23 protein-coding genes and 1 other RNA gene are annotated in these 25279 nt (G+C 43.4%); 14 read left to right on the top strand and 10 right to left on the bottom strand.

The genetic code is table 11. The features are described from left to right. Nucleotides 1–48: 48 nt before the first annotated feature. On the top strand, nt 49–1374 hold the full coding sequence (locus tag H8S63_RS09900) for a PhoH family protein (protein ID WP_007758285.1): 1326 nt from the start codon (nt 49–51) through the stop codon (nt 1372–1374). 121 nt (nt 1375–1495) lie between these two features. On the opposite strand, the gene H8S63_RS09895 is transcribed toward H8S63_RS09900, so the two are convergent. From H8S63_RS09895 to H8S63_RS09880, 4 genes are all read right to left on the bottom strand, one after another. Continuing rightward, nucleotides 1496–2473 carry a dihydroorotate dehydrogenase-like protein gene (locus tag H8S63_RS09895; RefSeq protein WP_186926663.1) on the bottom strand — a complete coding sequence of 326 codons (978 nt, stop codon included), beginning with the start codon at nt 2471–2473 and terminating at the stop codon, nt 1496–1498. A 15-nt stretch (nt 2474–2488) separates the two neighbouring features. After that, nucleotides 2489–3163: a YggS family pyridoxal phosphate-dependent enzyme gene (locus H8S63_RS09890; RefSeq protein ID WP_022276637.1), complete on the bottom strand. Its 675-nt coding sequence runs from the start codon at nt 3161–3163 to the stop codon at nt 2489–2491. A gap of 6 nt (nt 3164–3169) precedes the next feature. After that, on the bottom strand, nt 3170–3649 hold the full coding sequence (locus H8S63_RS09885) for a DUF4494 domain-containing protein (RefSeq protein ID WP_007758282.1): 480 nt from the start codon (nt 3647–3649) through the stop codon (nt 3170–3172). A gap of 83 nt (nt 3650–3732) precedes the next feature. Further along, nucleotides 3733–4296, bottom strand: a complete 564-nt coding sequence (locus H8S63_RS09880) for an HdeD family acid-resistance protein (RefSeq protein WP_186926662.1) — start codon at nt 4294–4296, stop codon at nt 3733–3735. A gap of 135 nt (nt 4297–4431) precedes the next feature. Here H8S63_RS09880 and tpx point away from each other — a divergent pair, with 135 nt between their 5' ends. After that, nucleotides 4432–4929 (top strand): thiol peroxidase, encoded by a 498-nt coding sequence (gene tpx, locus H8S63_RS09875; RefSeq protein WP_007758280.1) that lies wholly within the window; start codon nt 4432–4434, stop codon nt 4927–4929. Between the two features lie 108 nt (nt 4930–5037). On the opposite strand, the gene H8S63_RS09870 is transcribed toward tpx, so the two are convergent. Genes H8S63_RS09870 through H8S63_RS09855 form a run of 4 tightly spaced genes read right to left on the bottom strand, consistent with a single transcriptional unit; the run spans nt 5038 to nt 9799 of the window. Further along, nucleotides 5038–5676 (bottom strand): DedA family protein, encoded by a 639-nt coding sequence (locus H8S63_RS09870; protein WP_186926661.1) that lies wholly within the window; start codon nt 5674–5676, stop codon nt 5038–5040. 33 nt (nt 5677–5709) lie between these two features. Continuing rightward, nucleotides 5710–7182: a lipopolysaccharide assembly protein LapB gene (locus H8S63_RS09865; protein WP_186926660.1), complete on the bottom strand. Its 1473-nt coding sequence runs from the start codon at nt 7180–7182 to the stop codon at nt 5710–5712. An 11-nt stretch (nt 7183–7193) separates the two neighbouring features. Further along, nucleotides 7194–8936 (bottom strand): glutamine--tRNA ligase/YqeY domain fusion protein, encoded by a 1743-nt coding sequence (locus H8S63_RS09860; protein WP_007758273.1) that lies wholly within the window; start codon nt 8934–8936, stop codon nt 7194–7196. 50 nt (nt 8937–8986) lie between these two features. Next, the gene (locus H8S63_RS09855; protein ID WP_022276638.1) at nt 8987–9799 is read right to left on the bottom strand and encodes a PstS family phosphate ABC transporter substrate-binding protein; all 813 of its coding nucleotides are present in this window, start codon (nt 9797–9799) and stop codon (nt 8987–8989) included. A 191-nt stretch (nt 9800–9990) separates the two neighbouring features. On the opposite strand from H8S63_RS09855, the gene pstC reads away from it, so the two are divergent. The 6 genes from pstC (at nt 9991) to H8S63_RS09825 (ending at nt 15555) form a co-directional block, all read left to right on the top strand. After that, nucleotides 9991–11187 (top strand): phosphate ABC transporter permease subunit PstC, encoded by a 1197-nt coding sequence (pstC, locus tag H8S63_RS09850; protein ID WP_186926659.1) that lies wholly within the window; start codon nt 9991–9993, stop codon nt 11185–11187. 1 nt (nt 11188) lies between these two features. Beyond that, on the top strand, nt 11189–12064 hold the full coding sequence (gene pstA / locus H8S63_RS09845; protein WP_007758267.1) for a phosphate ABC transporter permease PstA: 876 nt from the start codon (nt 11189–11191) through the stop codon (nt 12062–12064). A 10-nt stretch (nt 12065–12074) separates the two neighbouring features. Next, on the top strand, nt 12075–12833 hold the full coding sequence (pstB, locus tag H8S63_RS09840; RefSeq protein WP_007766411.1) for a phosphate ABC transporter ATP-binding protein PstB: 759 nt from the start codon (nt 12075–12077) through the stop codon (nt 12831–12833). 59 nt (nt 12834–12892) lie between these two features. Continuing rightward, nucleotides 12893–13582 (top strand): phosphate signaling complex protein PhoU, encoded by a 690-nt coding sequence (phoU, locus tag H8S63_RS09835; RefSeq protein ID WP_007758257.1) that lies wholly within the window; start codon nt 12893–12895, stop codon nt 13580–13582. Nucleotides 13583–14402: 820 nt separating this feature from the next. Further along, a complete protein-coding gene (locus tag H8S63_RS09830) occupies nt 14403–15005 on the top strand; it encodes a riboflavin synthase (protein ID WP_186926658.1) in 603 nt (200 codons plus the stop codon). Nucleotide 15006: 1 nt separating this feature from the next. Then, entirely contained in the window at nt 15007–15555 is a 549-nt protein-coding gene (locus H8S63_RS09825; protein WP_007758254.1) for a nitroreductase family protein, read from the top strand. 1 nt (nt 15556) lies between these two features. On the opposite strand, the gene H8S63_RS09820 is transcribed toward H8S63_RS09825, so the two are convergent. Together H8S63_RS09820 and rnpB are read right to left on the bottom strand one after the other, a co-directional pair. After that, on the bottom strand, nt 15557–16876 hold the full coding sequence (locus H8S63_RS09820; RefSeq protein WP_186926657.1) for a YihY/virulence factor BrkB family protein: 1320 nt from the start codon (nt 16874–16876) through the stop codon (nt 15557–15559). Nucleotides 16877–16897: 21 nt separating this feature from the next. Further along, nucleotides 16898–17271: RNase P RNA component class A (rnpB, locus tag H8S63_RS09815), an RNA gene on the bottom strand. Between the two features lie 98 nt (nt 17272–17369). Here rnpB and H8S63_RS09810 point away from each other — a divergent pair. The 6 genes from H8S63_RS09810 (at nt 17370) to H8S63_RS09785 (ending at nt 24148) form a co-directional block, all read left to right on the top strand. Further along, entirely contained in the window at nt 17370–18353 is a 984-nt protein-coding gene (locus H8S63_RS09810) for a C40 family peptidase (protein ID WP_186926656.1), read from the top strand. A gap of 32 nt (nt 18354–18385) precedes the next feature. Continuing rightward, nucleotides 18386–19531, top strand: a complete 1146-nt coding sequence (locus H8S63_RS09805; RefSeq protein WP_007758249.1) for a dipeptide epimerase — start codon at nt 18386–18388, stop codon at nt 19529–19531. 219 nt (nt 19532–19750) lie between these two features. Continuing rightward, a complete protein-coding gene (locus H8S63_RS09800; RefSeq protein ID WP_186926655.1) occupies nt 19751–21286 on the top strand; it encodes a trypsin-like peptidase domain-containing protein in 1536 nt (511 codons plus the stop codon). A gap of 184 nt (nt 21287–21470) precedes the next feature. Further along, entirely contained in the window at nt 21471–22331 is an 861-nt protein-coding gene (locus tag H8S63_RS09795) for an RNA polymerase sigma factor RpoD/SigA (protein WP_002561589.1), read from the top strand. A 122-nt stretch (nt 22332–22453) separates the two neighbouring features. Next, nucleotides 22454–22855: a hypothetical protein gene (locus H8S63_RS09790; protein WP_022276645.1), complete on the top strand. Its 402-nt coding sequence runs from the start codon at nt 22454–22456 to the stop codon at nt 22853–22855. 108 nt (nt 22856–22963) lie between these two features. After that, nucleotides 22964–24148, top strand: a complete 1185-nt coding sequence (locus H8S63_RS09785) for a clostripain-related cysteine peptidase (RefSeq protein WP_186926654.1) — start codon at nt 22964–22966, stop codon at nt 24146–24148. The last annotated feature ends 1131 nt before the right edge of the window (nt 24149–25279 follow it).

The following is a 25279-nucleotide window of genomic DNA, read 5'->3' as shown; positions in this document are numbered from 1 at the left end:
GGTTGACGAATTGAGATTGCAAATATCAACATTTAAATCTAAGAAATCATGGGAACTAAGAAAAATTTTGTGCTAGACACCAATGTTATTCTTCACGATTATAATTGCTTGAAGAATTTCCAGGAAAATGATATTTATCTTCCCCTTGTCGTGCTTGAGGAGTTGGATAAATTCAAGAAAGGAAACGAGCAGATTAATTTCAATGCCCGTGAGTTTGTGCGTGAGTTGGATACGCTGACGAGTGACGAGATTTTCTCGAAAGGAGTGAAGCTGGGCGAAGGCTTGGGACGCCTGTTTGTGGTGACCGGTCAGGTGGAGGCTCCCGAAGTATGGGCTGCTTTTCCGGCGAAGAAGCCCGATCATTTTATTTTGGCGGCAACCGAGTTTCTTGCCTCCAAATATCCGAAAATGAAAACGGTATTGGTGACCAAAGACGTGAACCTGCGTATGAAGGCGCGTTCCATCGGTCTGCTGTGCGAGGATTATATCACGGACAAGGTGGTGAATGTGGATGTCTTTGAGAAATCCAATGAAATCTTTGAAAATATAGATCCGGCATTGATTGACCGTATTTATTCTTCTAAGGAGGGTATCGACTTGAGTGAATTTGATTTTAAGGATCTGATTCATCCTAACGAATGTTTCGTACTGAAGAGTGACCGGAATACGGTGCTGGCACGTTACAATCCTTTTACTCATTCTATCTGCCGGGTGATGAAGGGTAAAAATTACGGAATCGAACCACGCAACGCGGAACAGAGTTTTGCTTTTGAGATTCTGAATGATCCGAATGTGAAGCTGGTAGCGTTGACCGGAAAGGCGGGAACGGGTAAGACGCTGTTGGCATTGGCTGCCGCTTTGGGCAAACTGACCGATTACAAGCAGATTCTGCTGGCACGCCCTGTCGTTGCGCTTTCCAACAAAGATATAGGTTTCCTTCCGGGAGACGCGCAGGAGAAAGTGGCTCCTTATATGCAACCGCTATTCGACAACTTGAACGTGATAAAACGCCAGTTTGCTGCCAACTCTACTGAAGTGAAGCGTATAGAAGATATGCAGAAAAGTGAACAGTTGGTCATTGAGGCTTTGGCATTTATACGTGGCCGCAGCTTGAGCGAAATGTATTGCATCATCGACGAGGCGCAAAACCTGACACCGAATGAGATAAAGACCATCATTACCCGTGCGGGAGAAGGTACGAAGATGGTGTTTACCGGAGATATCCAACAGATTGACCAGCCGTATCTGGACAGCCAGTCCAATGGTCTGGTATATATGATTGACCGTATGAAAGACCAGAAAATCTTTGCGCACGTGAACCTGGTAAAGGGAGAACGGAGCGAGCTAAGCGAGCTGGCAAGTAACCTGCTGTAGAAGAAATTAAAAATTAAAAGATGAAGAATGAAGAATTTACTATGCAGCATTAGAGCGCAGATAATTCTTCATTCTTCATTCAAAATTATTCTTCGTTTAAAAGGAATTCTTCCTTTAATCTTTATTCTTTCTTCCCGAAGTATTTCAAGAATTGTGTACGTTCAAAAGTATTAATGCCTTGAATATCCTTGATATTCAGCTTGCCTTTGAACTGTGCAATGCTGTTGAAGCCTTTGCGTTCCATCCATGCGGAGAGGAAGCGGTTGGCTTCGCCGATGAATGCGTTTGTATTCTGGTAGATCGCGCTGCAAACTTCTACGGCTGAAGCACCGGCAAGAATAGCCTTGACTACTGCTTCTGCGTTAGCCACGCCACCGGAAGCTGCATAGTCGATCTTGTCTACTGCGGCAGATGCGATGCCGATCCAACGGAGAGGAGTGCCCAGGTCGGCAACAGTGCTGAATACTTCGCCTGAGATATGCTCCATCTTTTCAATGTTGATGTCCGGCTGGTAGAAGCGGTTGAAGAGAACAACAGCCGCCGCACCGTTGGCATACAACTGATCGATCAGTGCTACGGGATTAGTCAGGTTGTCACCCAATTTCATGATGACCGGAATGCTTACCGTTTTTTTGATGTGGCGGAGAATATCAATGTGACGCTGTTCAAAAGAACCGTATGTATATTGTATGTCCGACTGCAAAGCCAGAATATTGATCTCTATCGCATCGGCTCCGGCTTCTTCTATTTGTTTGGCAAAGTCGACCCATTCGGAATCACTGTAACAGTTAATGCTGGCAATGATAGGAATCGGGCATACCTTCTTGCTTTCTTTTATCAAAGTCAGATATTCGGATAACTTGTGTTCACGAATGTACTCTGCCAGGTAATCACTGCCTTCCGGATAGAAAGCTGGATCTTTCAGTTGTTCTGCTTCCAGCATGATTTGCTCTTCGAACAGTGATTTCAGAACGATAGCACCGGCTCCGTCTTCGGCCAGCTTCTTGTTTTTGCCGACACTGTTGGTCAGTCCCGAGCTACTGATGATAATAGGGTTCTTGAGGGAAAGCCCTGCGAAAGTAGTTTTTAAATCGGTCATGGTGATAATGATTGGTTAAATATTATATTCTCGTTCTCCGAAAATCTTGCTTCCTACCCGTACTAACGTACTTCCGGAGGCAATGGCTTCGTGATAATCGTGCGACATACCCATCGACAATTCCCGAAAGACGTCCGAGTCGGCGAACCAGTTTTCTTTAATCTCTTTAAAGAGACTGCTCAATAAACGGAATTCACCGTTGATTTGTTCGATATTATCGGTGTTGCTTGCCATTCCCATCAAGCCGCAGATACGTACGTGTGCCAATGCTTTCCACTCTCCGGCATCCAGCATTTCCCTGCATTCTTCGGGGCTGAAACCGAATTTTGTTTCTTCCTGCGCCACGTGTATCTGCAACAGGCAGTTTACGGTACGTCCTGCTTTGCCTGCCTGCTTGTTGACTTCCGCCAGTAATTTATAGGTGTCAATGCCATGTATCATCGCTACGTATGGTATCATGTATTTGATTTTGTTACTTTGCAAGTGTCCGATAAAATGCCATTCGATGTCTTTGGGTAAACTTTCGTATTTAGCTGTCATTTCCTGCACCTTGCTCTCTCCAAAAATACGCTGTCCCGCCTGATATGCTTCTTCTATCGCTTCATTGGGATGGAATTTCGAGACAGCAACCAGCCGGACTCCTTGCGGGAGCTCGGCCAGTACTTGCTTTAAATTGTCAGCAATACTCATTGTCATTTATGATTTTGCGGGGTCAAACTCCGGTTTGTCATTCGGTTCGGCACTGTAAGGGTAGACGTCCATCAACGGAGTCTCGGATACCATTCCGATCTGATAATCGGCCATTGTACCTTTCATTCCCTCGTCCAGCTTCTTCACCGCGTCGCGCAGGTCGGCAGCCTGTACCAGCACTTGAGTGGATGTCTTTTTCTCCGCGCCGCTTTTTTCATCCAGCGTGATGAAAATAAGTTTGCATTTGAACCAGCGATCGGCACTTTCTTCGTCACTGGGGAAAAGTTCACTATAGTTGGCACGTTTAATGTCCGAAACGGTAAATTCTCCGGAGATAAACGGAGTCATTTCCTCGATGATTCGTGCCTCTGCTTCTGTAAAGCTGAGTGCGTCAACCAGATAAGGTTCCGTAACTTTCTTCTGCATTCCGTTTTCCATTACTTTCTCATAACGGATCTTGCACTCAAACCATGTATGCATTGCCATAATTTTCTTTCTGTTTAATTAGTTGATTCATGTAAATTGCCTACAAAGATAAACAAAATACCAAAGTAAGTGCCGAAAGATTTTTATTTTCTTTTATGTAAATTCTTTAGTTCAAATGAAAGCATGACACGGAAAAGTCCGATGATGAGGAATGTGAAAGAGATCATGTAGACTGCATAAAGGGCTCCTATGGCTGGTTGCCACAATATCAGCAATGAGCAGAGGATAGCCAGAATGCCGAATGCCATATACCATCCCCAGTCGCGGGTTCCGTAACGTTTCAGGTCGATGGAATAGCCGGTAGAAGAGAAACCGCGGAACATGAGCCAGAAGGCGATGATAAACGGAATGACTTCCATGCTGACCATCGGGTAAGCGATCAGGTAAATGCCTAGAATAAGGTCGATGATTCCTCCTACAACGTACCATCCCCAACTGGGAACACCTTTCTTGTTGCTGATGGCGAAAATGATTTCCAAAATTCCGCTGACCAGCATAGATACGCTGAAGATAATACTTAAAGCTATGTAACTGCTTACGGGGGAGAACATGAGCCAAAGGGCTACGATAATATACACGATTCCCAGAAGAAGGGAAGTCCACCAGTTCTTTACTGAATGTTGAATCTCATTGAATACTGTTTCCATACATTTTCTATTTTAAATTGTTACTAGAATAATTTCGTTGTGAGATAACAAATTCAATTTGGAAAAGGTTTTCCGTGAACATATTTTGGGTAATTGTTGTTTCTATATAAAGTAATTTTTAAATAGATATGCATTATGGCAACAACAAATTTCAAAGGACAACCGGTAAAACTGATCGGTGAATTTATACAAGTAGGTAAAGTCGCTCCCGACTTTGAATTGGTAAAAACAGATTTGTCTTCTTTCTCATTGAAAGATCTGAATGGCAAGAATGTGATTCTGAATATTTTCCCAAGTCTGGATACCAGTGTTTGTGCTACTTCGGTACGCAAATTTAACAAGATGGCTGCCGGACTGAAAGATACGGTGGTATTGGCTATCTCCAAAGACCTTCCTTTTGCGCATAGCCGTTTCTGTACAACGGAAGGTATTGAGAACGTGATTCCATTGTCTGATTTCCGTTTCTCCGATTTCGACGAAAGCTATGGAGTGCGCATGGCGGACGGTCCGTTGGCAGGGCTGTTGGCTCGTGCGGTGGTAGTGATCGGAAAGGATGGCAAAGTGGCCTATACGGAACTTGTGCCGGAGATTACGCAGGAACCTGATTACGATAAGGCATTGGCTGCACTGTAAATCAGGGGGATGATTGCTTAGGATTAAACGCAGATAAACGCGGATTAACGCAAAAGATTATTTCTATTTGCGAAAATCCGCGTTTATCTGCGTTTTATGTTTTGAAGTTTATTTCTTCTTCATTCCTTTATAAACCAGGAAGGCAACGATAAACACACCGAGGGCAATGAAGCCATAGCCTATTTCGTGGCTGTATTCTGTTACTTTGGCAATCAACTGTTCCTCACTCTCGATTCCCGGCACTTTGGACAAGTGGTAGCCGATAATGGCTAGAATGGCATTCCACAATCCTGCTCCTAAAGTGGTGTATAGCAAGAAAGTAGTCAACTTCATCCGTGCCAGTCCGGCAGGTATGGAGATCAATTGGCGGACAGCCGGAATCAGTCGGCCGATAAATGTGGAAAGCGCACCATGTTTGTCGAAATAAGTTTCAGCGTTGCGCACTTTGGCTTCATCAATAAGGCACATATGCCCGAAACGGCTGTTGGCAAACTTATAGACGATAGGGCGTCCCAACCACTTTGCCAGAAAATAGTTAATCAATGCTCCGATATTGGCTCCGATGGTAGCGAACAAAATCACCAGATAGATATTAAGCTCGTCGTTGACTGCGGCTTTATATGCTGCCGGCGGGATGACCACTTCCGAAGGGAAAGGGATAAAGGAACTTTCGATAGTCATTAATAAAGTGATAGTCCAATAATTCAAATGATCCAGACACCACTGGATAAAAGCTACTGATTCCATGATTTTTAGGGCTAGGGTTTATTAAATTGATGATTATTTTCCTTTGTTTTTCTTACTCTCCTTTTTCTCCTTTTTCTCCTTTTTCTCCTTTTTCATACGTGCCAGTATCTTCTTGAATATTTTCCGTTGTTCTTCGTTCTGACACGCATAATTTATCAAACCCGCAAGGGCTTCCTCTGTGACCGGATGCGCGCAGTCGTTGTTATATTTGAAAAAACTTTCTATGTCACCGTAAGCCAGACTGCAAACGCTCAATTTCTCCGCAACGTCTTCAAATTTCGGATCAAGAGCATATACTTTCTCTAAGTAATATTGACTTTCGATCTCATAGTTGTTCTCCATATAGGCACAGGCTATCATGTAATACATATCTATGCTGGAATCTATATCCGATAACTTGATGAAGCAGATTCTGGCTTTTTCAAGTTTCCTTTCCAGCAAGTAGATTTTGCCTTCGGTCAGGAGGATTGTCGCGTCTTTCGGATGGATTTTGCTTATTTTCTTACAAGTCTGATGTGCTTCTTTGTATCTTCCCAATTCGGCTAAGGCATTTGCTTTATTGGTATAAATGTCTATTGATAAAGCAGACTCATTACCATTGTTTTTTTCTAAAAAATCGATTACTTTGTCATAATACTCATTCGCTTTTTCCCAATCTTCTTTGGCGCTGTAACACAGCCCGATGAACATATAGCCCATATCGGGGGAGACGGCCTTGTATTCCATCGCTTTCTTATAATTTTCGATGGACTTGTCGAAGTTGTTCAGTTGGAAAAAGGAATGTGCCTTGGTGGTATATGCTTCTCCGTCAGATTCATCGGCTGCCAATGCGAAATCACAGGCTTCGATAGCCTTGTTCCATTTTGATTGGAAGAAGTAGCATTTTGCCAGTCCTGTCCAATAAGGGGTATTATAAGGCTCTATATCAAGTAATTGATTGTATATCTTGATTGCTGAGTCCAATTGTTGGGTGGCTAATGCGTAATCGGCTTGGAGAGCCATAAACTCTTTTGCCTCAGAGTATGTTTTCTCCCCTTTTTCCATCCATTCTTTTGCCATATCGGGATATCCCATCTCCAGATAGAGATAGACAACCTCGCAGATTCTGCCGAGTTCGTCCGCATCTTCAATGGTAGCTAATAGTGACCGGGTTTCTTCGAGTTGCCCTTCATTCAGTAACAATTCAGCCTTCAGCATTTTCACTTCGGGATCATACGCTTCGGTGATGGAATCCAGCACCTGTTTTGCTTTCTGCAGGTTCCGGGTGTCCAGATAAAGGTATGCCTGTTCCACTAGCAGGTCGGTGTTTCCCGGATGTAATTGAAGTCCGTAAGTGACGGCTTCTTGCGCTTCCTCAAATTTACTTCTGGAGGCATACCAATCAGAGATATCAGCCAATTGGTCTCCATCCAGATAGAGTTGTCTGTTTTCGGCTTTTGCAGCCTCGTAGTTTGTGATCAGTTTTTCCAGTTCTTTTTTTTCAGACGGAATGTTTTTTCTACTCATTATTTTATATTTTATTTATTGATCTTGCCCCACGTGTCTTTTAATCCCACAGTGCGGTTGAAGATCAGATTTTCCGGTGTTGAGTCCTTGTCAATATTGAAATATCCAATCCGTTGGAACTGTAAGTAGGAGAGGGTGGGCAGTGTAGCTGCGAACTTTTCTATGTAGCAGTTAGGGAGAACTTTCAATGAGTCCGGGTTAATAATTTCTTTCATGGCTTCCAGTGCCTCGCAATTCTTCGCTTCGCGGATGGCAGCCAGTTCGTCACGCGGATTTTCTACTTTCCACAGACGGTCGTACAAACGCACCTCTGCTTGTATGCAGTGGTTGCAGCTCACCCAGTGAAGCGTACCTTTCACTTTGCGGTTCGCGTCCGGCATACCGCTGCGGGTGTTCGGGTCATATTCGCAGTACACTTCCGTGATCACGCCGTTTTCATCTTTCTTGCAGCCGGTACATTTCACGATATAAGCATTCTTGAGACGTACTTCCTGTCCGGGTGTCATGCGGAAATATTTCTTGGGAGCATCTTCCATGAAGTCTTCACGTTCCATCCACAACTCGCGGCTGAACTCAATCAAGTGGCTTCCCGCTTCCGGATCTTCCGGGTTATTGATGGCTTCCAATTCTTCTACTTGTCCTTCCGGATAGTTCGTGATGACGAGTTTCACCGGATTGATTACTGCGGACACGCGGGTAGCGCGGCTGTTCAGGTCTTCGCGGACAGAACTTTCGAGCAGTGCGATGTCATTCAGTGCGTCGTATGTGGTATAACCGATTTTGTCGATAAACTTATGGATAGATTCCGGCGAGTAACCGCGACGGCGGAAACCGCAGATGGTCGGCATACGGGGATCGTCCCATCCGTTCACCAGCCCCTCTTTTACCAGAGTGAGCAGGTTGCGTTTGCTCATCAGCGTATAGCTCAGGTTCAGTTTGTTGAACTCGGTCTGACGGGGACGGTTGTCATTCAGGTCTTTTCCTTCTTTCAGCCAGTCGATGAAGAGGTCGTAGAGCGGACGGTGTACTACAAACTCAAGCGTACACAGTGAATGGGTCACCCCTTCAAAGAAGTCGCTCTGACCGTGCGCGAAGTCATACATAGGGTAGGCTTTCCATGTAGTGCCGGTACGGTGATGCGGATGTTTCACCACACGATAAATAATCGGGTCGCGGAAGTGCATATTCGGGTTGGCCATATCGATTTTGGCGCGAAGCACCATAGCGCCCTCTTCAATCTCTCCACTATTCATTTTCTTGAAAAGTTCGAGACTTTCTTCAATCGGACGGTTGCGGTAAGGGCTTTCCACACCCGGTTGGGTAGGAGTGCCTTTTTGCTGCGCGATCTGTTCGGAACTCTGTTCGTCGATATATGCTTTTCCTTCCTGAATCAGACGGATGGCGAAGTCCCATAATTGTTGGAAGTAGTCGGAAGCATAATATTCATTTCCCCAACGGTAGCCTAACCATTGGATGTCTTCTTTGATAGCTTCTACATATTCCACATCCTCTTTGGTGGGGTTTGTGTCGTCGAAACGAAGGTTGCATACACCGCCATGTTTTTCTGCAATGCCGAAATCGAGGCAAATGGCTTTGGCATGGCCGATGTGAAGGTATCCGTTTGGCTCGGGCGGGAAACGTGTCTGTACTTTTCCACCGTTTTTACCTTCTTTCAAGTCTTTTTCTACTGCCTGTTCTATAAAGTTCAAGCTCTTTTTTTCACTTGCTACTTCTTCGTTTTTAATATCTGTCATAACGTTTTATGCTAATACATGATTCAGGCTACAAAAGTAGGACATTTTTTTTATTTAACCGGAATATAACCGCTCTTTTTTATAATGTCCTGTCCGTCGGGAGAAAGAATGTACTGAATCAAAGGATCGATTTCCGCTTTCTTCTTTACATTGTAATAGTAGTAAAGCGGGCGGACGATGGGATAAGTCTTGTTGGTGGCATTCTCTACTGTGGGGGCTGCATAATGTTTTCCGTCATAGGATACGGAAAGGGTTTTGACACGTGGAGACACATAGGCAAGTCCGACATATCCGATGGCTCCTTTGGTCTGGCTGACCGACTGGATAATGGCGCCCGTTGCGGGCATGGAAAGGCTGCTCGCCATGTAGTTTTTGTTTTTGAGTACGCTCTCTTTGAAAAATTCATAAGTGCCGGAAGAGGTCTCGCGGGAGTAAACCACAATTTTGCGGTCGTCACCGCCTACTTGCTTCCAATTGGTGATTTTCCCCCGAAAGATGTCTTCCAGTTGTTGGCGGGTGAGTTGCTTTACTGGATTGGAAGGATGCGCTACTACGGCAAGGGCGTCATACGCCACAACTATTTCGGCTACATCTTCTCCCGCACTCTTGATTTTCATCTTTTCGCTGAACTTGATAGGGCGGGAAGCCATTGCGATGTCCGTCGTGTTGTCCAATAGCGCGGAAATTCCTACACCGGTTCCTCCGCCGGTCACGGTGACACGGGTGTCTGGGTGTTGGTTCATAAACCGTTCTGCTGTCTGCTGGGCGACAGGTAGTACCGTATCACTGCCTTTGATGCGTTGCGCGCTGGCACTGATTGACAATAAGGACAGGGCTATTAATAAACTTCTTCTCACTTTCATAAATCTTCTTTTTTGTACGGATGTAAATGAATACGGATGCAAATAAAGCAATCGGATGTTACATTTCTATTGCATCTAGCGGGTAAAAGGTGTTTGTAACATAAATGTAACAAGATTGAAACATTTCCTTCAAACGTTAGTCACATCTCTTTAATAAGGAGCCGCTTTCTTTGCATCAGAAATCGACAGGTATGAAAAAGTTTTTGGAAAAGATTATAGAAGGGATTCTGACTTGCAGCGGTTTCGTAACAAGTATTACGATTCTGCTGATTGTACTCTTCCTGTTTACGGAGGCTTTCGGGCTATTCAGAAGCAAAGTGATCGAGGAAGGTTATGTGCTGGCACTGAATAAAAGTAATAAGGTAAGCGTTCTGAGTCCGGCTCAGATAAAGAATGTTTTTGACGGGGAGATAACCAATTGGAAGGAACTCGGTGGGGAAGATCTCCCTATCCGGGTTTTTCGTCTGGAGGATATTACACAATATTATACGGAGGAGGAACTCGGAGCTGCCTATGAGTATGCGGGAGATAAGGTAACGGAACTGGTGGGGAAGACACCGGGCATTGTGGCTTTTGTTCCGCAGCAGTTTATCGTTCATCCGGATGCGGTGCATTTTATAGAGGACAACACCATTTCCGTGAAAGATGTCTTTGCGGGAGCCGAATGGTTTCCGACGGCGACTCCGGCCGCACAGTTCGGCTTCCTGCCTCTGATTGGCGGTACGTTGTGGGTGAGCCTGTTTGCCATTCTTTTCGCGCTGCCTTTCGGACTTTCGGTTTCTATCTATATGTCCGAAGTAGCCCATCCGAAAGTACGGAACTGGCTGAAGCCGGTCATTGAATTGTTGAGTGGCATTCCTTCCGTTGTCTATGGCTTTTTCGGTTTGATCGTCATTGTTCCGTTGATTCAGAAATTGTTTGATCTTCCGGTAGGAGAAAGCGGTCTGGCAGGGAGTATCGTGTTGGCTATAATGGCGCTGCCTACTATTATAACAGTGACGGAAGATGCGATGAGGAATTGTCCGCGCGCCATGCGTGAAGCGAGTCTGGCGCTGGGGGCTTCACAGTGGCAGACTATATATAAGGTAGTGATTCCTTATTCCATCTCGGGCATTACGTCCGGCGTGGTGTTGGGTATCGGGCGGGCTATCGGAGAAACGATGGCAGTATTGATGGTGACGGGAAACGCGGCCGTGATTCCGACCACTATTTTGGAACCGTTGCGTACGATTCCTGCCACCATTGCGGCGGAATTGGGGGAAGCACCGGCGGGAGGTCCGCATTATCAGGCATTATTCCTGTTAGGTGTCGTGTTGTTCTTCATTACACTGATCATCAACTTTAGTGTGGAATACATTTCTTCTAAAGGACTAAAACGAAGTAAATAATATGGAAGTAAGGAGTAATAATAAAGCCAAGCACCGTTCGCAGAAGATCGCTTTCGGCCTATTCCGATTGTTGAGTCTTTGCATTGTGCTGATATTGTTTGTGATTCTGGGATTTATCATCTATAAAGGAATCGGTGCCATCAGCTGGGAGTTTATCACTTCGTCTCCTACGGATGGAATGACGGGAGGAGGCATCTGGCCGGCTATTGTCGGTACTTTTTATCTGATGGTGGGTAGTGCGCTATTTGCTTTTCCGGTGGGGGTGATGAGTGGAATCTATATGAACGAGTATGCGCCGAAAGGCAAATTGGTACGCTTTATCCGGGTGATGACGAACAATCTGAGTGGTATTCCCTCTATTGTGTTCGGTTTGTTCGGTATGGCGCTTTTTGTCAATTATATGGGGTTCGGTGATAGTATTCTGGCCGGTTCTTTGACATTAGGCTTACTTTGTGTACCTTTGGTTATCCGGACGACGGAAGAGGCTTTGAAGGCGATTCCCGACAGTATGCGTGAGGGAAGCCGGGCGTTGGGAGCGACGAAGTTGCAGACGATCTGGCACGTTATTCTTCCGATGGGTATGCCGAATATTATCACCGGGCTGATTCTTGCTTTGGGACGGGTGTCGGGAGAGACGGCGCCGATTCTGTTCACCTGTGCCGCCTATTTCCTTCCGCATCTTCCGGCAAGCATTCTGGATCAGTGTATGGCGTTGCCTTATCATCTGTATGTGATTTCTACAAGTGGAACGGATATGGAGGCGCAGCTGCCATTGGCATACGGTACGGCATTGGTACTGATTATGATTATTCTGCTGGTGAATTTGCTGGCGAATGCGTTGAGAAAGTATTTTGAGAAAAGGGTAAAAACGAATTGAGTTAGTATATATGGATACAGTGAAAATAGATGCGCGCGACGTGAATTTCTGGTATGGTGATTTCCATGCGTTGAAAGGTATCAGTATGCAGATTGAAGAGAAGTCGGTTGTTGCCTTTATCGGGCCTTCCGGTTGTGGTAAGTCTACCTTCCTCCGGCTTTTCAATCGGATGAACGATCTGATTCCCGCCACCCGTCTGGAAGGGGAGATTCGTATTGACGGGCAGAATATCTATTCTAAAAGCGTGGCGGTGGACGAACTGCGCAAGAATGTGGGAATGGTGTTTCAGCGTCCTAATCCTTTTCCGAAAAGCATATTCGAGAATGTGGCTTACGGACTTCGTGTGAATGGAGTGAAAGATAACGCTTTCATCCGCCAGCGTGTGGAGGAAACACTGAAAGGGGCGGCACTTTGGGATGAGGTGAAAGATAAGTTGAAGGAATCGGCTTATGCCTTGTCCGGCGGACAGCAGCAACGTCTTTGCATTGCCCGTGCTATGGCGGTGTCTCCTTCGGTGTTGCTGATGGACGAACCTGCGTCTGCGCTCGACCCCATTTCTACGGCAAAAGTGGAGGAGCTGATTCACGAGCTGAAAAAAGACTATACTATTGTGATTGTGACGCACAATATGCAGCAGGCGGCCCGTGTCAGCGACAAAACGGCTTTCTTTTATATGGGCGAGATGGTAGAATTCGATCAGACCAAGAAGATATTCACAAATCCGGAGAAAGAGGCTACGCAGAATTATATTACAGGTCGCTTCGGATAGAACGGCCCCCCTTGCCTGTGTTAGAAACAGAATATTAATCATTTATATATAAGTAGACTATGGTAAAGTTTATAGAATCGGAACTTGTTCTATTGAAGAAGGAAATTGATGAGATGTGGACGTTGGTGTACAACCAGCTCGACCGTGCCGGAGAGGCTGTATTGACTCTTGACAAAGAGTTGGCTCAGCAGGTGATGGTTCGCGAACGCAGGGTGAATGCCTTTGAGCTGAAGATAGACAGTGATGTGGAAGATATTATCGCGTTATATAATCCGGTGGCGATCGACCTGCGTTTTGTGCTGGCTATGCTGAAAATCAATACGAATCTGGAACGCTTGGGAGACTTTGCGGAAGGGATTGCCCGCTTTGTGATTCGTAGTAAAGAACCGGTGTTGGATGCAGAACTGTTGAACCGTCTTAGGCTGGCGGAGATGCAGGCTGAGGTTTTGTCCATGCTGGAGCTGGCGAAACGTGCCTTGAATGAGGAGAGTATTGAACTGGCGGCAGGTGTCTTTGCCAAAGATAATTTGCTGGATGAGATCAATGCTGGGGCAACAGGTATCATTGCGGACTATATTACCGAACATCCGGAAGCGGTACATACGGGGGTGGACTTGGTCAGCGTGTTCCGCAAATTGGAACGTGCAGGAGACCATATCACCAACATTGCTGAGGAAATCGTATTTTTCATTGATGCCAAAGTGTTAAAACATCGTGGAAAAACGGACGAAAATTATCCGGAGAAGTAATTTTGGGCGAATTTTTAAACAGAAATTAGGTCTCCTTAAAAAAATATCTTATATTTGACTCCTGTAACGGGCTAGTTACAGGAGTTTTTGCGTCAAATGATAATAAATCCAAAGATTTTTCAAAAAGATGTTATATGACATGTTTTATAATTTGGATAGTATCGGTAAAAGCCCCTATATTTGCACCGTTATCCTGAAAACAATCTTTTTACCTTAAAAAAAAACTAATACCTATTGAAAACTGAAGAATGGAGCTTTGTGAAAAGCCCCATTTTTTTATGTCCTTATTTAATGTCTACCAATCTACATTTTGGACAGTATAAGAACCGGACAGTTTGTCTACTTTGCCAATCTGTTTATTAAGAAGTGTGCAATTTTCCATGTTGTGTTCCTCGCACTTGCATCTCAATTATTATTACAACAACCAGTGGCATCAAAACGATATTGAGAAATTTACTTTAGATGGCAACAATCTGATTCCTGTGGATGGAGGAGGTACAGAATTTACTTCTGTCAAATTACTTGTTGTTAATTCCAGTCAATTGGTAGTTGAACAAAAATAAACTGACGAAGATGGAGACTTTTACCGTAAAATGACATATAAACGTATGTAAATTTCCACCCTTTCGGATTATAAGGCAGTATTTGAGACATTCATCTGCTGCCTTTTTTACCATCTCTCTTGTCACAGGTCTGTGTGTAATGTGAATTTTTTATGCTCTTATTTTCTATCCTCCTTGCTTATTCGTATCTTTGACCCTTGCATTAAAGGAGTGCTTTTAAACGTAGAATAGTAAATCATGAAATAATAAGTAGAATTATGTTTTCCGGAATTGTAGAAGAATATGCTACTTTGGTGGCGCTGGTGAAAGACCAGGAGAATATACACTTTACATTGAAGTGTTCGTTTGTGAATGAGTTGAAGGTTGATCAGAGTATTTCTCACAATGGTGTATGTCTGACAGTCGTAAGTATGACGGATGACACCTATACGGTGACTGCTATGAAAGAAACGCTGGAACGGTCCAATCTCGGTCTGCTGGAAGTGGGAGACAAAGTGAATGTGGAGCGCAGCATGGTGATGAACGGCCGGTTGGACGGTCATATTGTGCAGGGACATGTGGATCAGACCGCCACTTGTGTTGACATAAAGGATGCGGAAGGAAGCTGGTATTTTACATTCCGTTATGCGTTTGATAAGGAAATGGCGAAACGTGGATATATTACTGTGGATAAAGGTTCGGTGACGGTAAACGGTGTCAGTCTGACAGTATGCAATCCCACGGATGATACGTTCCAGGTGGCCATTATTCCTTATACTTACGAGCATACCAATTTCCATACGTTTGCCATTGGCAGTGTGGTGAATATAGAGTTTGACATTATCGGTAAGTATATCAGCCGGATGATTCAATATAAATAAGATGGAATACAGTGATTTTCTGCAATTAGTACTTTCCCGTCAGAGTGACCGGGCGTATGATAAAGAACGTCCGGTGGAGACGGAGAAGTTAGAGCGGATTTTGGAGGCAGGTCGTCTGGCTCCTTCCGCTTGCAATGCCCAACCCTGGAAGTTTGTGGTGATAACCGACCGTGAACTAGCTGTGAAGATTGGCAAGGCTGCAGCAGGACTGGGAATGAATAAGTTTGCCAAAGATGCGCCTGTGCATATCTTAGTTGTGGAAGAGTCGGCCAATATTACTTCAATGCTCGGGGGAAAAGTGAAAGATAAACATTTTCCTTTGATTGATATCGGGATTGCCGCCGCTCATATCACCCTTGCTGCTGAAAGTGAAGGACTGGGCTCGTGTATGATAGGCTGGTTTGACGAAAAGGAAATGAAGCGACTGACAGGCATCCCTTCGTCCAAACGTGTATTGCTGGATATCACGATAGGCTATCCGGTGAAGGAGAAAAGAAAGAAGATGAGAAAACCGAAAGAAAAAGTGATTTCCTACAACAGCTATAAATAGGCTACAAATCCTTGAGTAACACTTTGCTTGCCTTCTTATAGTATTCTTCTCTGGATTCGGTCAGTACTTTCCATTCGTCGCTGAATTCTTCATCTTTGTCTATCTTGAAATTCTCCGAGCCGTATGTATCCAAGCGGTCGAGCAGGATGGCTACGTTCAGTTGATTGATGTCCATAGACGGCTGATAACCGATTTCCTCACTTTTTGCATCTGTGACTACCTCATGGATCAAGTCTATTTCCTGTAGTTGATAAAGTACTTGATTGGTGAGTCTGATCGGTATTTGATGTTCTTCCGAAATTTGCGCGGCTGTATAAGGCGGCTCGTTTTTCTCAAACTGTTTGGCGATGAGGGACATAATGAGGATGGATATAAAGTCCCGGTAGCGCCTGCTGATATTGCGGGTATCCTGGTCGAAACTGAAACTCTGGATATTCTGACCTGCATAGGCCAGCTCCGCACCGAACAGACAGATAGTCCAGGATATTTGCAACCAAAGCAGGAATAAAGGTAAAGCGGCAAAACTACCATAGATGGCATTGTATTTTGATACTCCCAACTGACTGCTGATATATAGATACTGGAAAGCTTGGTAGGCGGTTCCTGCCAAAACGCCTGCGATAAGCGCGTGCTTGAATTTCACTTTCGTATTCGGCATGAAGATATAAAGTCCGGTGAACATCAGCCAAGTCAGTACAAAGGGTATAAGACGTATCATGAACTTCATGATAGGGGCCAGCAGCACAAAATCATCCATCTGCTTGAGCATGGTGCTCATAAAAATGGAAAGACCGCCGGAGACCACAATCAAGATCGGCATTAACAGGAACATGGAGAAGTAGTCCGTTATTTTACGGTACATAGACCGGGCTTTCTTTACTTCCCAGATACGGTTGAACGTGATTTCGATATTGCTGACCAGATTGATGACTGTCCATAGCAACATCACCAGACCGATTCCGATGAATACTCCCCCTTTGGTCTGCGAAAGGTATGAATCGACAAATGAGAGGATAGCTTCTGTTGTTTCTGTGTTTCCTCCGAATCCGTTGCGGAATTGGTGCTCCATCAAATTATTAAATCCAAAACCGCGTGCCACTGCAAACAGGATGGCAAGTATCGGAACAATGGCAAGCAGGGTGCTGTAAGTCAGCGCGGAGGCTTTGTTGGCCATCCGGTCTTTGGTGAACCGGTTGATACAAAGATAGATGGTCTTTATAATATTGTAAAGTGAGAACTTGGTTCGGGTCACTTCATCTTCCGTAATACGCCAGATGTCATACGTGAGGAATTTCCATATATCGGTGAATTTCTTCTTCATGGCTTAGAATTTAAAAAAAGAAAAAGCAGTCAGCCTATAAGCCGAGTTCTGTACCTTCTATAATTTTACTTATAAAAAGTGCCTGTCATTTATCTGAGTGACGTGTCACCACGACACTTTAGCGGTCTACCCTCCGACATGGAGCGAGCAACTCTCATAACGCCGGTTTACATGACCTTACAACTCCTAAGACGTACAGCCCGATATGTCACCATACGGCTGGTGGGCTCTTACCCCACCTTCTCACCCTTACCTCTCCCCGAAAGGAGTGGCGGTTATTTTCTTCTACGTTACTCTACCCTCGCGGACAGCTTTCTGTTAGGAAGTAGGATGCTCTGTGTTGCCCGGACTTTCCTCCTGCACGCTGACGTGCACGCGACAGACCGGCCAACTGCTTTAGACTGCAAAAATACGTCATTTATTTTGTTTTAGCTAAAGAAAGTATCACAAATAGAAATATTTTCTAACTTTGCTATCATTAAAACATGATTCAATGAAAAAAAACATTCTCTTTTTCTTTTATTTTCTGGCAATGGCGATACTCAGTCTGAAAGCTCAGGAGATACGCCCCATGCCTGCTGATTCTGCGTATGGGGTAGTGCATATTTCTGTTTGTAATATGCGCGAAGAAGGCAAGTTTACCTCCGGTATGAGCACGCAAGCATTATTGGGTATGCCGGTCAAAGTTCTGCAATACACCGGCTGGTACGAGATTCAGACTCCGGATGACTATACCGGCTGGGTACACCGGATGGTGATTACTCCTATGTCAAAAGAGAAATATGATGAATGGAACCGTGCGGAAAAGATTGTTGTAACTTCACATTACGGATTTACTTATGAGAAACCGGATGCAACTTCCCAAACCGTGTCTGATGTAGTGGCCGGTAATCGTCTGAAGTGGGAAGGTAGCAAAGGACATTTTTATAAAGTGTCTTATCCGGACGGCAGACAGGCTTATATTCCGAAATCTATTTCACAGCCTGAAAACCGATGGAGAGCTTCGTTGAAACAAGATGTTGAAAGCATTATCGAGACGGCTTATACAATGATAGGAGTTCCTTATTTGTGGGCGGGCACTTCTTCAAAAGGAGTGGATTGCAGCGGTCTGGTCCGGACAGTGCTTTTTATGCATGATATCATCATTCCGAGAGATGCGTTGCAACAGGCGTATGTGGGCGAACGTATCGAAATAGCTTCCGATTTTGCCAATGTGCAGCGGGGAGACTTGGTTTTCTTCGGTCGGAAGGCAACGGGCGAACAAAAAGAGGGAATCTCACACGTGGGGATCTATCTCGGCAACAAGCGTTTTATCCATGCTTTGGGGGATGTGCATATAAGCAGTTTTGAACCTTCGGATAAGAATTATGATGCATTCAATACGGGACGTTTGCTTTTTGCAGTCCGTTTCTTACCTTATATTAATAAGGAGAAAGGCATGAATACTACGGATCGCAATCCCTATTACGGCAATTAAAATGAAGAATTCTTCATTAATTTATTTATTTTATGCAAAACAGAAGAGATTTCTTGAAGACGGCGGCTTTGGCTGCTCTGGGTTCCGGGTTGGTTGTACGTCAGACGTTGGCTGGAGAATCATTACCTTATAATATAAATAAGCTTGGTTTGGGAGGAAAGATGAAAATGAAATTCTTTCCTTATGAGTTGAAGTTAAGACATGTATTTACGGTAGCTACTTATTCGCGTACAACGACTCCCGACGTGCAGGTGGAAATAGAATATGAAGGGATAACAGGATACGGGGAAGCTTCCATGCCGCCTTACTTGGGAGAAACGGTGGAGTCCGTTATGAATTTCCTTAAGAAAGTGAATCTGGAACAATTTAATGATCCGTTTCAGTTAGATGACATTTTGTCATACGTCGACAGTCTTTCACCGAAAGATACGGCAGCTAAAGCGGCGGTTGATATTGCCCTTCATGATCTGGTAGGAAAACTGTTGGGTGCTCCCTGGTATAAAATATGGGGGTTGAATAAGGAAAAGACGCCTTCTACTACCTTTACGATAGGGATTGATACGCTCGATGTGGTGCGTGAGAAAACAAAAGAGTGCGCAGATCGGTTTAATATATTAAAAGTAAAATTGGGTCGGGACAATGATAAGGAAATGATTGAAACCATTCGTTCGGTAACGGACCTTCCTATAGCTGTTGACGCGAATCAAGGGTGGAAGGACCGTCTGTATGCGTTGGATATGATTCATTGGCTGAAAGAAAAAGGAATAGTGATGATAGAGCAACCTATGCCGAAAGAGCAGTTGGATGATATCGCTTGGATCACGCAACAGAGCCCGTTGCCGATATTTGCCGATGAATCTTTGCAGCGCCTAGCGGATGTGGCGGCTTTGAAAGGGGCTTTCACGGGAATCAACATCAAACTGATGAAGTGCACCGGCATGCGTGAAGCGTGGAAAATGGTGACTTTGGCCCATGCACTGGGAATGCGTGTTATGGTAGGATGTATGACAGAGACTTCCTGCGCTATATCGGCAGCGTCGCAGTTCTCTCCGTTAGTGGATTTTGCTGATTTGGATGGTAACCTGCTCATCTCTAATGACCGTTTTAAAGGGGTGGAAGTGGTGAAAGGTAGAATCACTCTGAACGAACTGCCCGGTATCGGTGTCGTGAAAATCTGACTTTACTGAATGAATGTCAGAGTGTTAAAGCCATCTGACATACAACGAATGTAAATTTGTCAGTTGTTGTCGTTAAGCGCTGTTAAGCTCCAAATATTCTCTGTTAAAAGTGGACAAAAAAGAGTGACAAGTAGAATAAGTGAACGATATTTGTTATTATTTTAACGTCGTAAAAGTTAAAACAATGTCGAATATTAACATTTTAAAGAATTATAAATCATGAAACAGACAACAAAGAACATTCTGGGAATAGGAGCAATCGTTCTTCTTAGCTCAGGAGTTGCAGGGTTGACAACTTACAAATTGTTGCAATCTAACAAGGCTGCCACAGAGACATCTTTTAATGAGATGTTCAAGCAGAATCCCAATGTGAAATTGGCTGCTTTTGATGCTGTGAACGCTCAACCGATCGATTTGACCCAGGCTGCGGAAAACTCGCTTCATGCTGTTGTACATATAAGATCTACCCAAGAAGCTAAAACAAGAACAGTTCAGCAAGCGCCGGACATTTTTGATTTCTTCTTCGGTGACGGACGCGGACAGCAACGTCAGGTACAATCTCAACCTCGTGTAGGTTTCGGTTCGGGAGTCATCATTTCAAAAGACGGCTATATCGTAACGAACAATCACGTGATTGAAGGTGCGGATGAAATCAGTGTAAAACTGAATGATAACCGTGAATTTAAAGGACGTGTGATCGGTACTGACCCCAGCACTGACCTTGCATTGGTAAAAATCGAAGGTGATGATTTTCCGACTATTCCGGTTGGTGATTCTGAAGCGTTGAAAGTAGGAGAGTGGGTATTGGCGGTAGGTAACCCGTTCAACTTGAACTCTACCGTAACTGCCGGTATCGTAAGTGCGAAGGCGCGTTCACTGGGAGTCTATAATGGAGGTATCGAATCGTTTATCCAGACGGATGCGGCTATCAATCAAGGTAATAGTGGTGGCGCATTGGTGAACGCTAAAGGTGAGCTGGTAGGTATCAATTCAGTGCTTTCTTCTCCGACAGGCGCTTATGCCGGATACGGTTTTGCCATTCCGACCAGCATTATGACAAAAGTAATTGCCGACCTGAAACAATACGGGACAGTACAGCGTGCATTGCTTGGTATCCGTGGTGGTTCTATCGGTAGTAGTTTGATGGACGACCGTCAGCCGATTGATAAATCCGGTACTACTTTGGCGGATAAAGCTAAAGAACTGGGTGTAGTAGAAGGCGTTTGGGTTTCTGAAATCGTAGAAAACGGTTCTGCATCGGGAGCTGATATTAAGGTGGACGACGTAATCATCGGTTTGGACAACAAGAAGGTGTCCAACATGGCCGACTTGCAGGAAGCTATCGCTAAACATCGTCCGGGCGATAAAGTGAAAGTGAAACTGATCCGTAATAAGAAGGAAAAGACTGTTGAAGTAACGTTGAAGAACGAACAGGGTACTACCAAGATTGTGAAAGATGCAGGTATGGAAATACTGGGAGCTGCTTTCAAAGAGCTGCCGGACGACCTGAAGAAGCAGTTGAATCTGGGTTATGGTCTGCAAGTGACAGGAGTTTCTTCCGGTAAGATGTCCGACGCGGGAGTTCGCAAAGGATTTATCATCCTGAAGGCAAACGACCAGCCGATGCGTAAGGTCAGCGATTTGGAAGAAGTGATGAAAGCAGCGGTGAAATCTCCGAATCAGGTATTGTTCTTGACAGGAGTATTCCCATCAGGCAAACGCGGATATTTCGCTGTCGATTTGACACAGGAATGAAGATATAAAATAAGGTAAGAAGATTATAGGATAAGCTAATGAAATAGAAAAAGGATGCCGGCTATCAACTTGTCGGCATCTCTTTTTGTTTTATTAGTTGAAAAATATAATGCAAAAGTTGCTTAAATTTGTATGTTAACAAATTATTTGTCGTAACTTTGCGCACCAAATCTGTTTTTAAAGAATGAGACAACTAAAGATTACCAAAAGTATCACTAACAGAGAGAGCGCTTCTCTTGACAAGTATTTGCAGGAAATCGGTCGCGAAGACCTGATTACTGTCGAGGAAGAAGTGGAACTCGCTCAACGCATTCGTAAGGGTGACCGTGTGGCATTAGAGAAACTGACACGTGCCAATCTTCGTTTCGTCGTATCTGTGGCCAAACAGTACCAAAACCAGGGTTTGAGTTTGCCGGACTTGATTAATGAAGGCAATTTAGGACTGATTAAGGCTGCTGAAAAATTTGATGAAACACGTGGATTCAAGTTTATCAGCTACGCTGTATGGTGGATTCGCCAGTCTATTCTGCAAGCATTGGCAGAGCAGTCGCGTATTGTTCGTCTCCCGTTGAATCAGGTAGGTTCGCTGAATAAGATCAGCAAAGCCTTCTCGAAATTCGAACAGGAAAACGAGCGGCGTCCGTCTCCCGAAGAGTTGGCAGACGAACTGGAAATTCCGGTTGACAAGATCTCTGATACGCTGAAGGTATCCGGCCGTCATATTTCGGTGGATGCGCCTTTTGTGGAAGGAGAGGATAACAGCCTGCTGGATGTGTTGGTAAACGATGATTCGCCTATGGCGGACCGCTCTCTGGTTAATGAGTCTCTTGCGAGGGAAATTGATAGAGCTCTTTCTACGTTAACCGATAGGGAAAAAGAAATCATTCAGATGTTTTTCGGTATCGGACAACAGGAAATGACATTGGAAGAAATCGGCGATAAGTTTGGGCTCACACGTGAGCGTGTTCGTCAGATTAAGGAAAAAGCAATTAGAAGACTTAGACAAAGTAATCGTAGTAAATTGCTCAAATCTTACTTGGGATAAGTAAGGAATATCAGTTTCTGAAAGAAAAAAGAATTTGAGTCGCATAGGTAACACTTTTCATATCGGAGAATGTACTTATGCGACTTTTTTTGTTACCTTTGTCACAATTAAAATTATATGATATGAAATACGTAAAAATACTATTTGCCATTGCACTTGTGTTTACCATGTGCTCCGCTTTTTCTTTGAAAAAAGGTAACTCAAAACCTGTGTATGCTTTTGGAATTTCGGCTTCATTTACTGATTCGGTTGTCTATTTCACAGATATCCAGATATTGGATAGTGCAAAGATCAGTAAAGACGGTTTCTTGGCACATCGTGAGTTGTATAGCTATCAGTTGAAAAATTATCTGGAAGATAACAGATTACAACAAAATAGTACCTGTATGATTTATTTCTCGGAAAATAGAAAGAAGCTGGAAAAAGAGGCTACGAAAATTCTGAGTAAATATAAGAGGAGTAATAGAATAATAGTAACACGGGTTGATTCTGAAAAATTCCGCTTTACAAAGCCGGAAGAGTAATATAAGTGATATTTACTCATAACAATATTTTAATTGTTAATGTGATAGGAGATGCAGACTTGCATCTCTTATTTTTTTATCTTTGTGCCGTTATTAATGAGAAATATTATGAAAAAGATTAAAATATTATTTTTGTTTGTATGTTTGTCAACTTTTTTATCGGCATGTGGTGATGATAATGATACCTCTGTTCCGGTGGCGGTAAAAACAGTCTTGATGTATCTTGTTGGAGATAATAATATCAGTGGCCAGATATACAACAATATAGAATCAGTAGAACGAGGATTGAGTGAAGTTACGTCTCCTGGTACATTTGTAATTTATTGGGATGGTGGCAGTAGAAAAGGTGAATTTCCTGTTCCAACTCTGTTTAAGTATGAAGTGGATGGCAAGGGTTCTGTCAGTAAAAGAGAGGTAATAAAAACTTATAGTAGCCAGAATTCCGTATCGAATGAGGTGGTAGTTAATGTTTTGAAAGATGTGGAGACTTATTGTCCAGCTGAAAGATATAGTCTGATTTTTGGCTCTCACGCTACTGGATGGTTACCAGTAGATGATAGTAAAAGTCGTTCTTTTGGAGATGATAGTGGAGCTAAAATAAATATTCCTGATTTATCGAAAGCTTTGGCGCAATCCGGTATCCATTTTGATTATATACTATTTGATGCTTGTTTAATGTCGCAAGTTGAGGTTGCTTATGAATTAAGGAATGCTGCTGATTATTTAATTCTTTCTCCTGCAGAGATATGGGATAAAGGTTTTCCTTATTTTAAAATGGTTAAATATTTGTTGGCTACGGATAATGCGAAACAAAATGCAATAAGTATAGCGAAAGATTTTGTTGATTTCTATGAAAATGAATGTACGGAACGTATTCCTTGGGCTACCATTGCTGTAATAAAAACGGATGAGATGCAAGCTTTGGCAAGTATAACTCGTTTGATTATGGGGCAGTATCAGGATAATTTGGCAAAGTTTGATAGTAATAAAATAAATTATTTTCAAACCCATTATGGTTATGGGCGTTTTTCATTTAATTATTCAACATATGATTTTCGAGCTTTTGTGCGTGAACTGACAAGCAACAATATTCCTTCTGCTTTCGAAGAACAACTATCAAAGGTGGTTGTTTTTAAAGATTATGTCGATGATGCTGGCTTTGTGAATATAGATCCTGAAGTATATTCAGGTATTGGTTGTTATATTCCATACAAAAGTTTTTCGAAATGGAATGCTTATTTTAAAAATTTGCAATGGTATTTGGCTGCCGGATGGGATGAGGCAGACTGGTAAATGCAGGAGGAATATTTTTCAGATGTCAACTAGGTGAGAGTTGCCCCCCCCAAAAAAAAAGTTATGAACAGCCCGGTGGGTACAAAAGGTACAGTAGATGCACCGTATAATTTTCTCACACACGCGTACGCGCGTATAATAGGTATAGAAAGTATCGCTTGAGACCAAGTGGTCTCTATTGACAATATTAAAGATGTTATCATCACCTATCAAAGGAGATTTATTGCCATTGTCGATTTTATGAGATCTTACCTCACCTTGCGAGACCTCTCAGTTGTTCTTGTGTGCCTGTATCCTGTTGCTCGTTTTTCCTTCATAAATTGAAATAATACTATACTCATCTGATTGAAACGCCTGATTGAATGCAGAATGTTTGTCAATACAGGTGATAAGGGGTACTATATAATACGCGTGCGTGTGCGTGTGTAAGAGAGCCCCGAAAAAATGTACCTTCTGTACCCACCTGTTATTAACAGGCGGGTGGTTTGTTAATGCTAAAGCAGTGCTTTACGAGTGCTAAAGCATAGCTTTATGCTCTCTAAAGCTATGCTTTTTTTTAGTTCTTCCATAGCGCCTGTCATAACCTGACTTAGGTTGACTCTTTAGTGTTATTACTCTTATTTTTTTGTGTATTCCCATCTTTCTCTTTTTTCTGTTGAAAAAACATGTTCTACAACATCGTTATGATTCAGCTAGTTAGCGTTTTTCTTTCAAAATACTTCAAAAAAATAGTTGAATATATTTGGATGTTATTGATAAGTTGTCTACTTTTGCACCCGCTTTGCTAGAGAGACAGAGCCTAATGATTGACATTCTGCTAAAGAGTAAGGGGTTCAGAAAATAAAAACAAAAAACTTTCAAAAAAGTTTGGAGGTTATCTGAAAAAGTCCTTATCTTTGCATCCGCTTTCGCAAAGAAAGCAGGCGCGGCGGAAGCCACGTTAGTTCTTTGAAATATTGATAAACAATACAAGTAGTACAAGTTAAAATAGAACCGTCAATGCTTATATAATATATAGGTATATAAGATAGAGTCAATAAATTGTACGGCATCCTGAACAGAGCAAGAAAATCATCTTAACAGATGAGAAAGATACTTTTACAATGAAGAGTTTGATCCTGGCTCAGGATG

Origin of the sequence: Bacteroides sp. NSJ-39, from assembly GCF_014287315.1 — a bacterium.
GTDB classification, from domain to species: Bacteria; Bacteroidota; Bacteroidia; order Bacteroidales; family Bacteroidaceae; genus Bacteroides; species Bacteroides finegoldii.
This window is presented reverse-complemented; position numbering and strand designations above follow the sequence as displayed.

Coding starts and splice junctions, on each gene's coding strand:
- H8S63_RS09900 (WP_007758285.1), top strand. CDS start 49: ATGGGAACTAAGAAAAATTTTGTGCTAGACACCAATGTTATTCTTCAC.
- H8S63_RS09895 (WP_186926663.1), bottom strand. CDS start 2,473: ATGACCGATTTAAAAACTACTTTCGCAGGGCTTTCCCTCAAGAACCCT.
- H8S63_RS09890 (WP_022276637.1), bottom strand. CDS start 3,163: ATGAGTATTGCTGACAATTTAAAGCAAGTACTGGCCGAGCTCCCGCAA.
- H8S63_RS09885 (WP_007758282.1), bottom strand. CDS start 3,649: ATGGCAATGCATACATGGTTTGAGTGCAAGATCCGTTATGAGAAAGTA.
- H8S63_RS09880 (WP_186926662.1), bottom strand. CDS start 4,296: ATGGAAACAGTATTCAATGAGATTCAACATTCAGTAAAGAACTGGTGG.
- tpx (WP_007758280.1), top strand. CDS start 4,432: ATGGCAACAACAAATTTCAAAGGACAACCGGTAAAACTGATCGGTGAA.
- H8S63_RS09870 (WP_186926661.1), bottom strand. CDS start 5,676: ATGGAATCAGTAGCTTTTATCCAGTGGTGTCTGGATCATTTGAATTAT.
- H8S63_RS09865 (WP_186926660.1), bottom strand. CDS start 7,182: ATGAGTAGAAAAAACATTCCGTCTGAAAAAAAAGAACTGGAAAAACTG.
- H8S63_RS09860 (WP_007758273.1), bottom strand. CDS start 8,936: ATGACAGATATTAAAAACGAAGAAGTAGCAAGTGAAAAAAAGAGCTTG.
- H8S63_RS09855 (WP_022276638.1), bottom strand. CDS start 9,799: ATGAAAGTGAGAAGAAGTTTATTAATAGCCCTGTCCTTATTGTCAATC.
- pstC (WP_186926659.1), top strand. CDS start 9,991: ATGAAAAAGTTTTTGGAAAAGATTATAGAAGGGATTCTGACTTGCAGC.
- pstA (WP_007758267.1), top strand. CDS start 11,189: ATGGAAGTAAGGAGTAATAATAAAGCCAAGCACCGTTCGCAGAAGATC.
- pstB (WP_007766411.1), top strand. CDS start 12,075: ATGGATACAGTGAAAATAGATGCGCGCGACGTGAATTTCTGGTATGGT.
- phoU (WP_007758257.1), top strand. CDS start 12,893: ATGGTAAAGTTTATAGAATCGGAACTTGTTCTATTGAAGAAGGAAATT.
- H8S63_RS09830 (WP_186926658.1), top strand. CDS start 14,403: ATGTTTTCCGGAATTGTAGAAGAATATGCTACTTTGGTGGCGCTGGTG.
- H8S63_RS09825 (WP_007758254.1), top strand. CDS start 15,007: ATGGAATACAGTGATTTTCTGCAATTAGTACTTTCCCGTCAGAGTGAC.
- H8S63_RS09820 (WP_186926657.1), bottom strand. CDS start 16,876: ATGAAGAAGAAATTCACCGATATATGGAAATTCCTCACGTATGACATC.
- H8S63_RS09810 (WP_186926656.1), top strand. CDS start 17,370: ATGAAAAAAAACATTCTCTTTTTCTTTTATTTTCTGGCAATGGCGATA.
- H8S63_RS09805 (WP_007758249.1), top strand. CDS start 18,386: ATGCAAAACAGAAGAGATTTCTTGAAGACGGCGGCTTTGGCTGCTCTG.
- H8S63_RS09800 (WP_186926655.1), top strand. CDS start 19,751: ATGAAACAGACAACAAAGAACATTCTGGGAATAGGAGCAATCGTTCTT.
- H8S63_RS09795 (WP_002561589.1), top strand. CDS start 21,471: ATGAGACAACTAAAGATTACCAAAAGTATCACTAACAGAGAGAGCGCT.
- H8S63_RS09790 (WP_022276645.1), top strand. CDS start 22,454: ATGAAATACGTAAAAATACTATTTGCCATTGCACTTGTGTTTACCATG.
- H8S63_RS09785 (WP_186926654.1), top strand. CDS start 22,964: ATGAAAAAGATTAAAATATTATTTTTGTTTGTATGTTTGTCAACTTTT.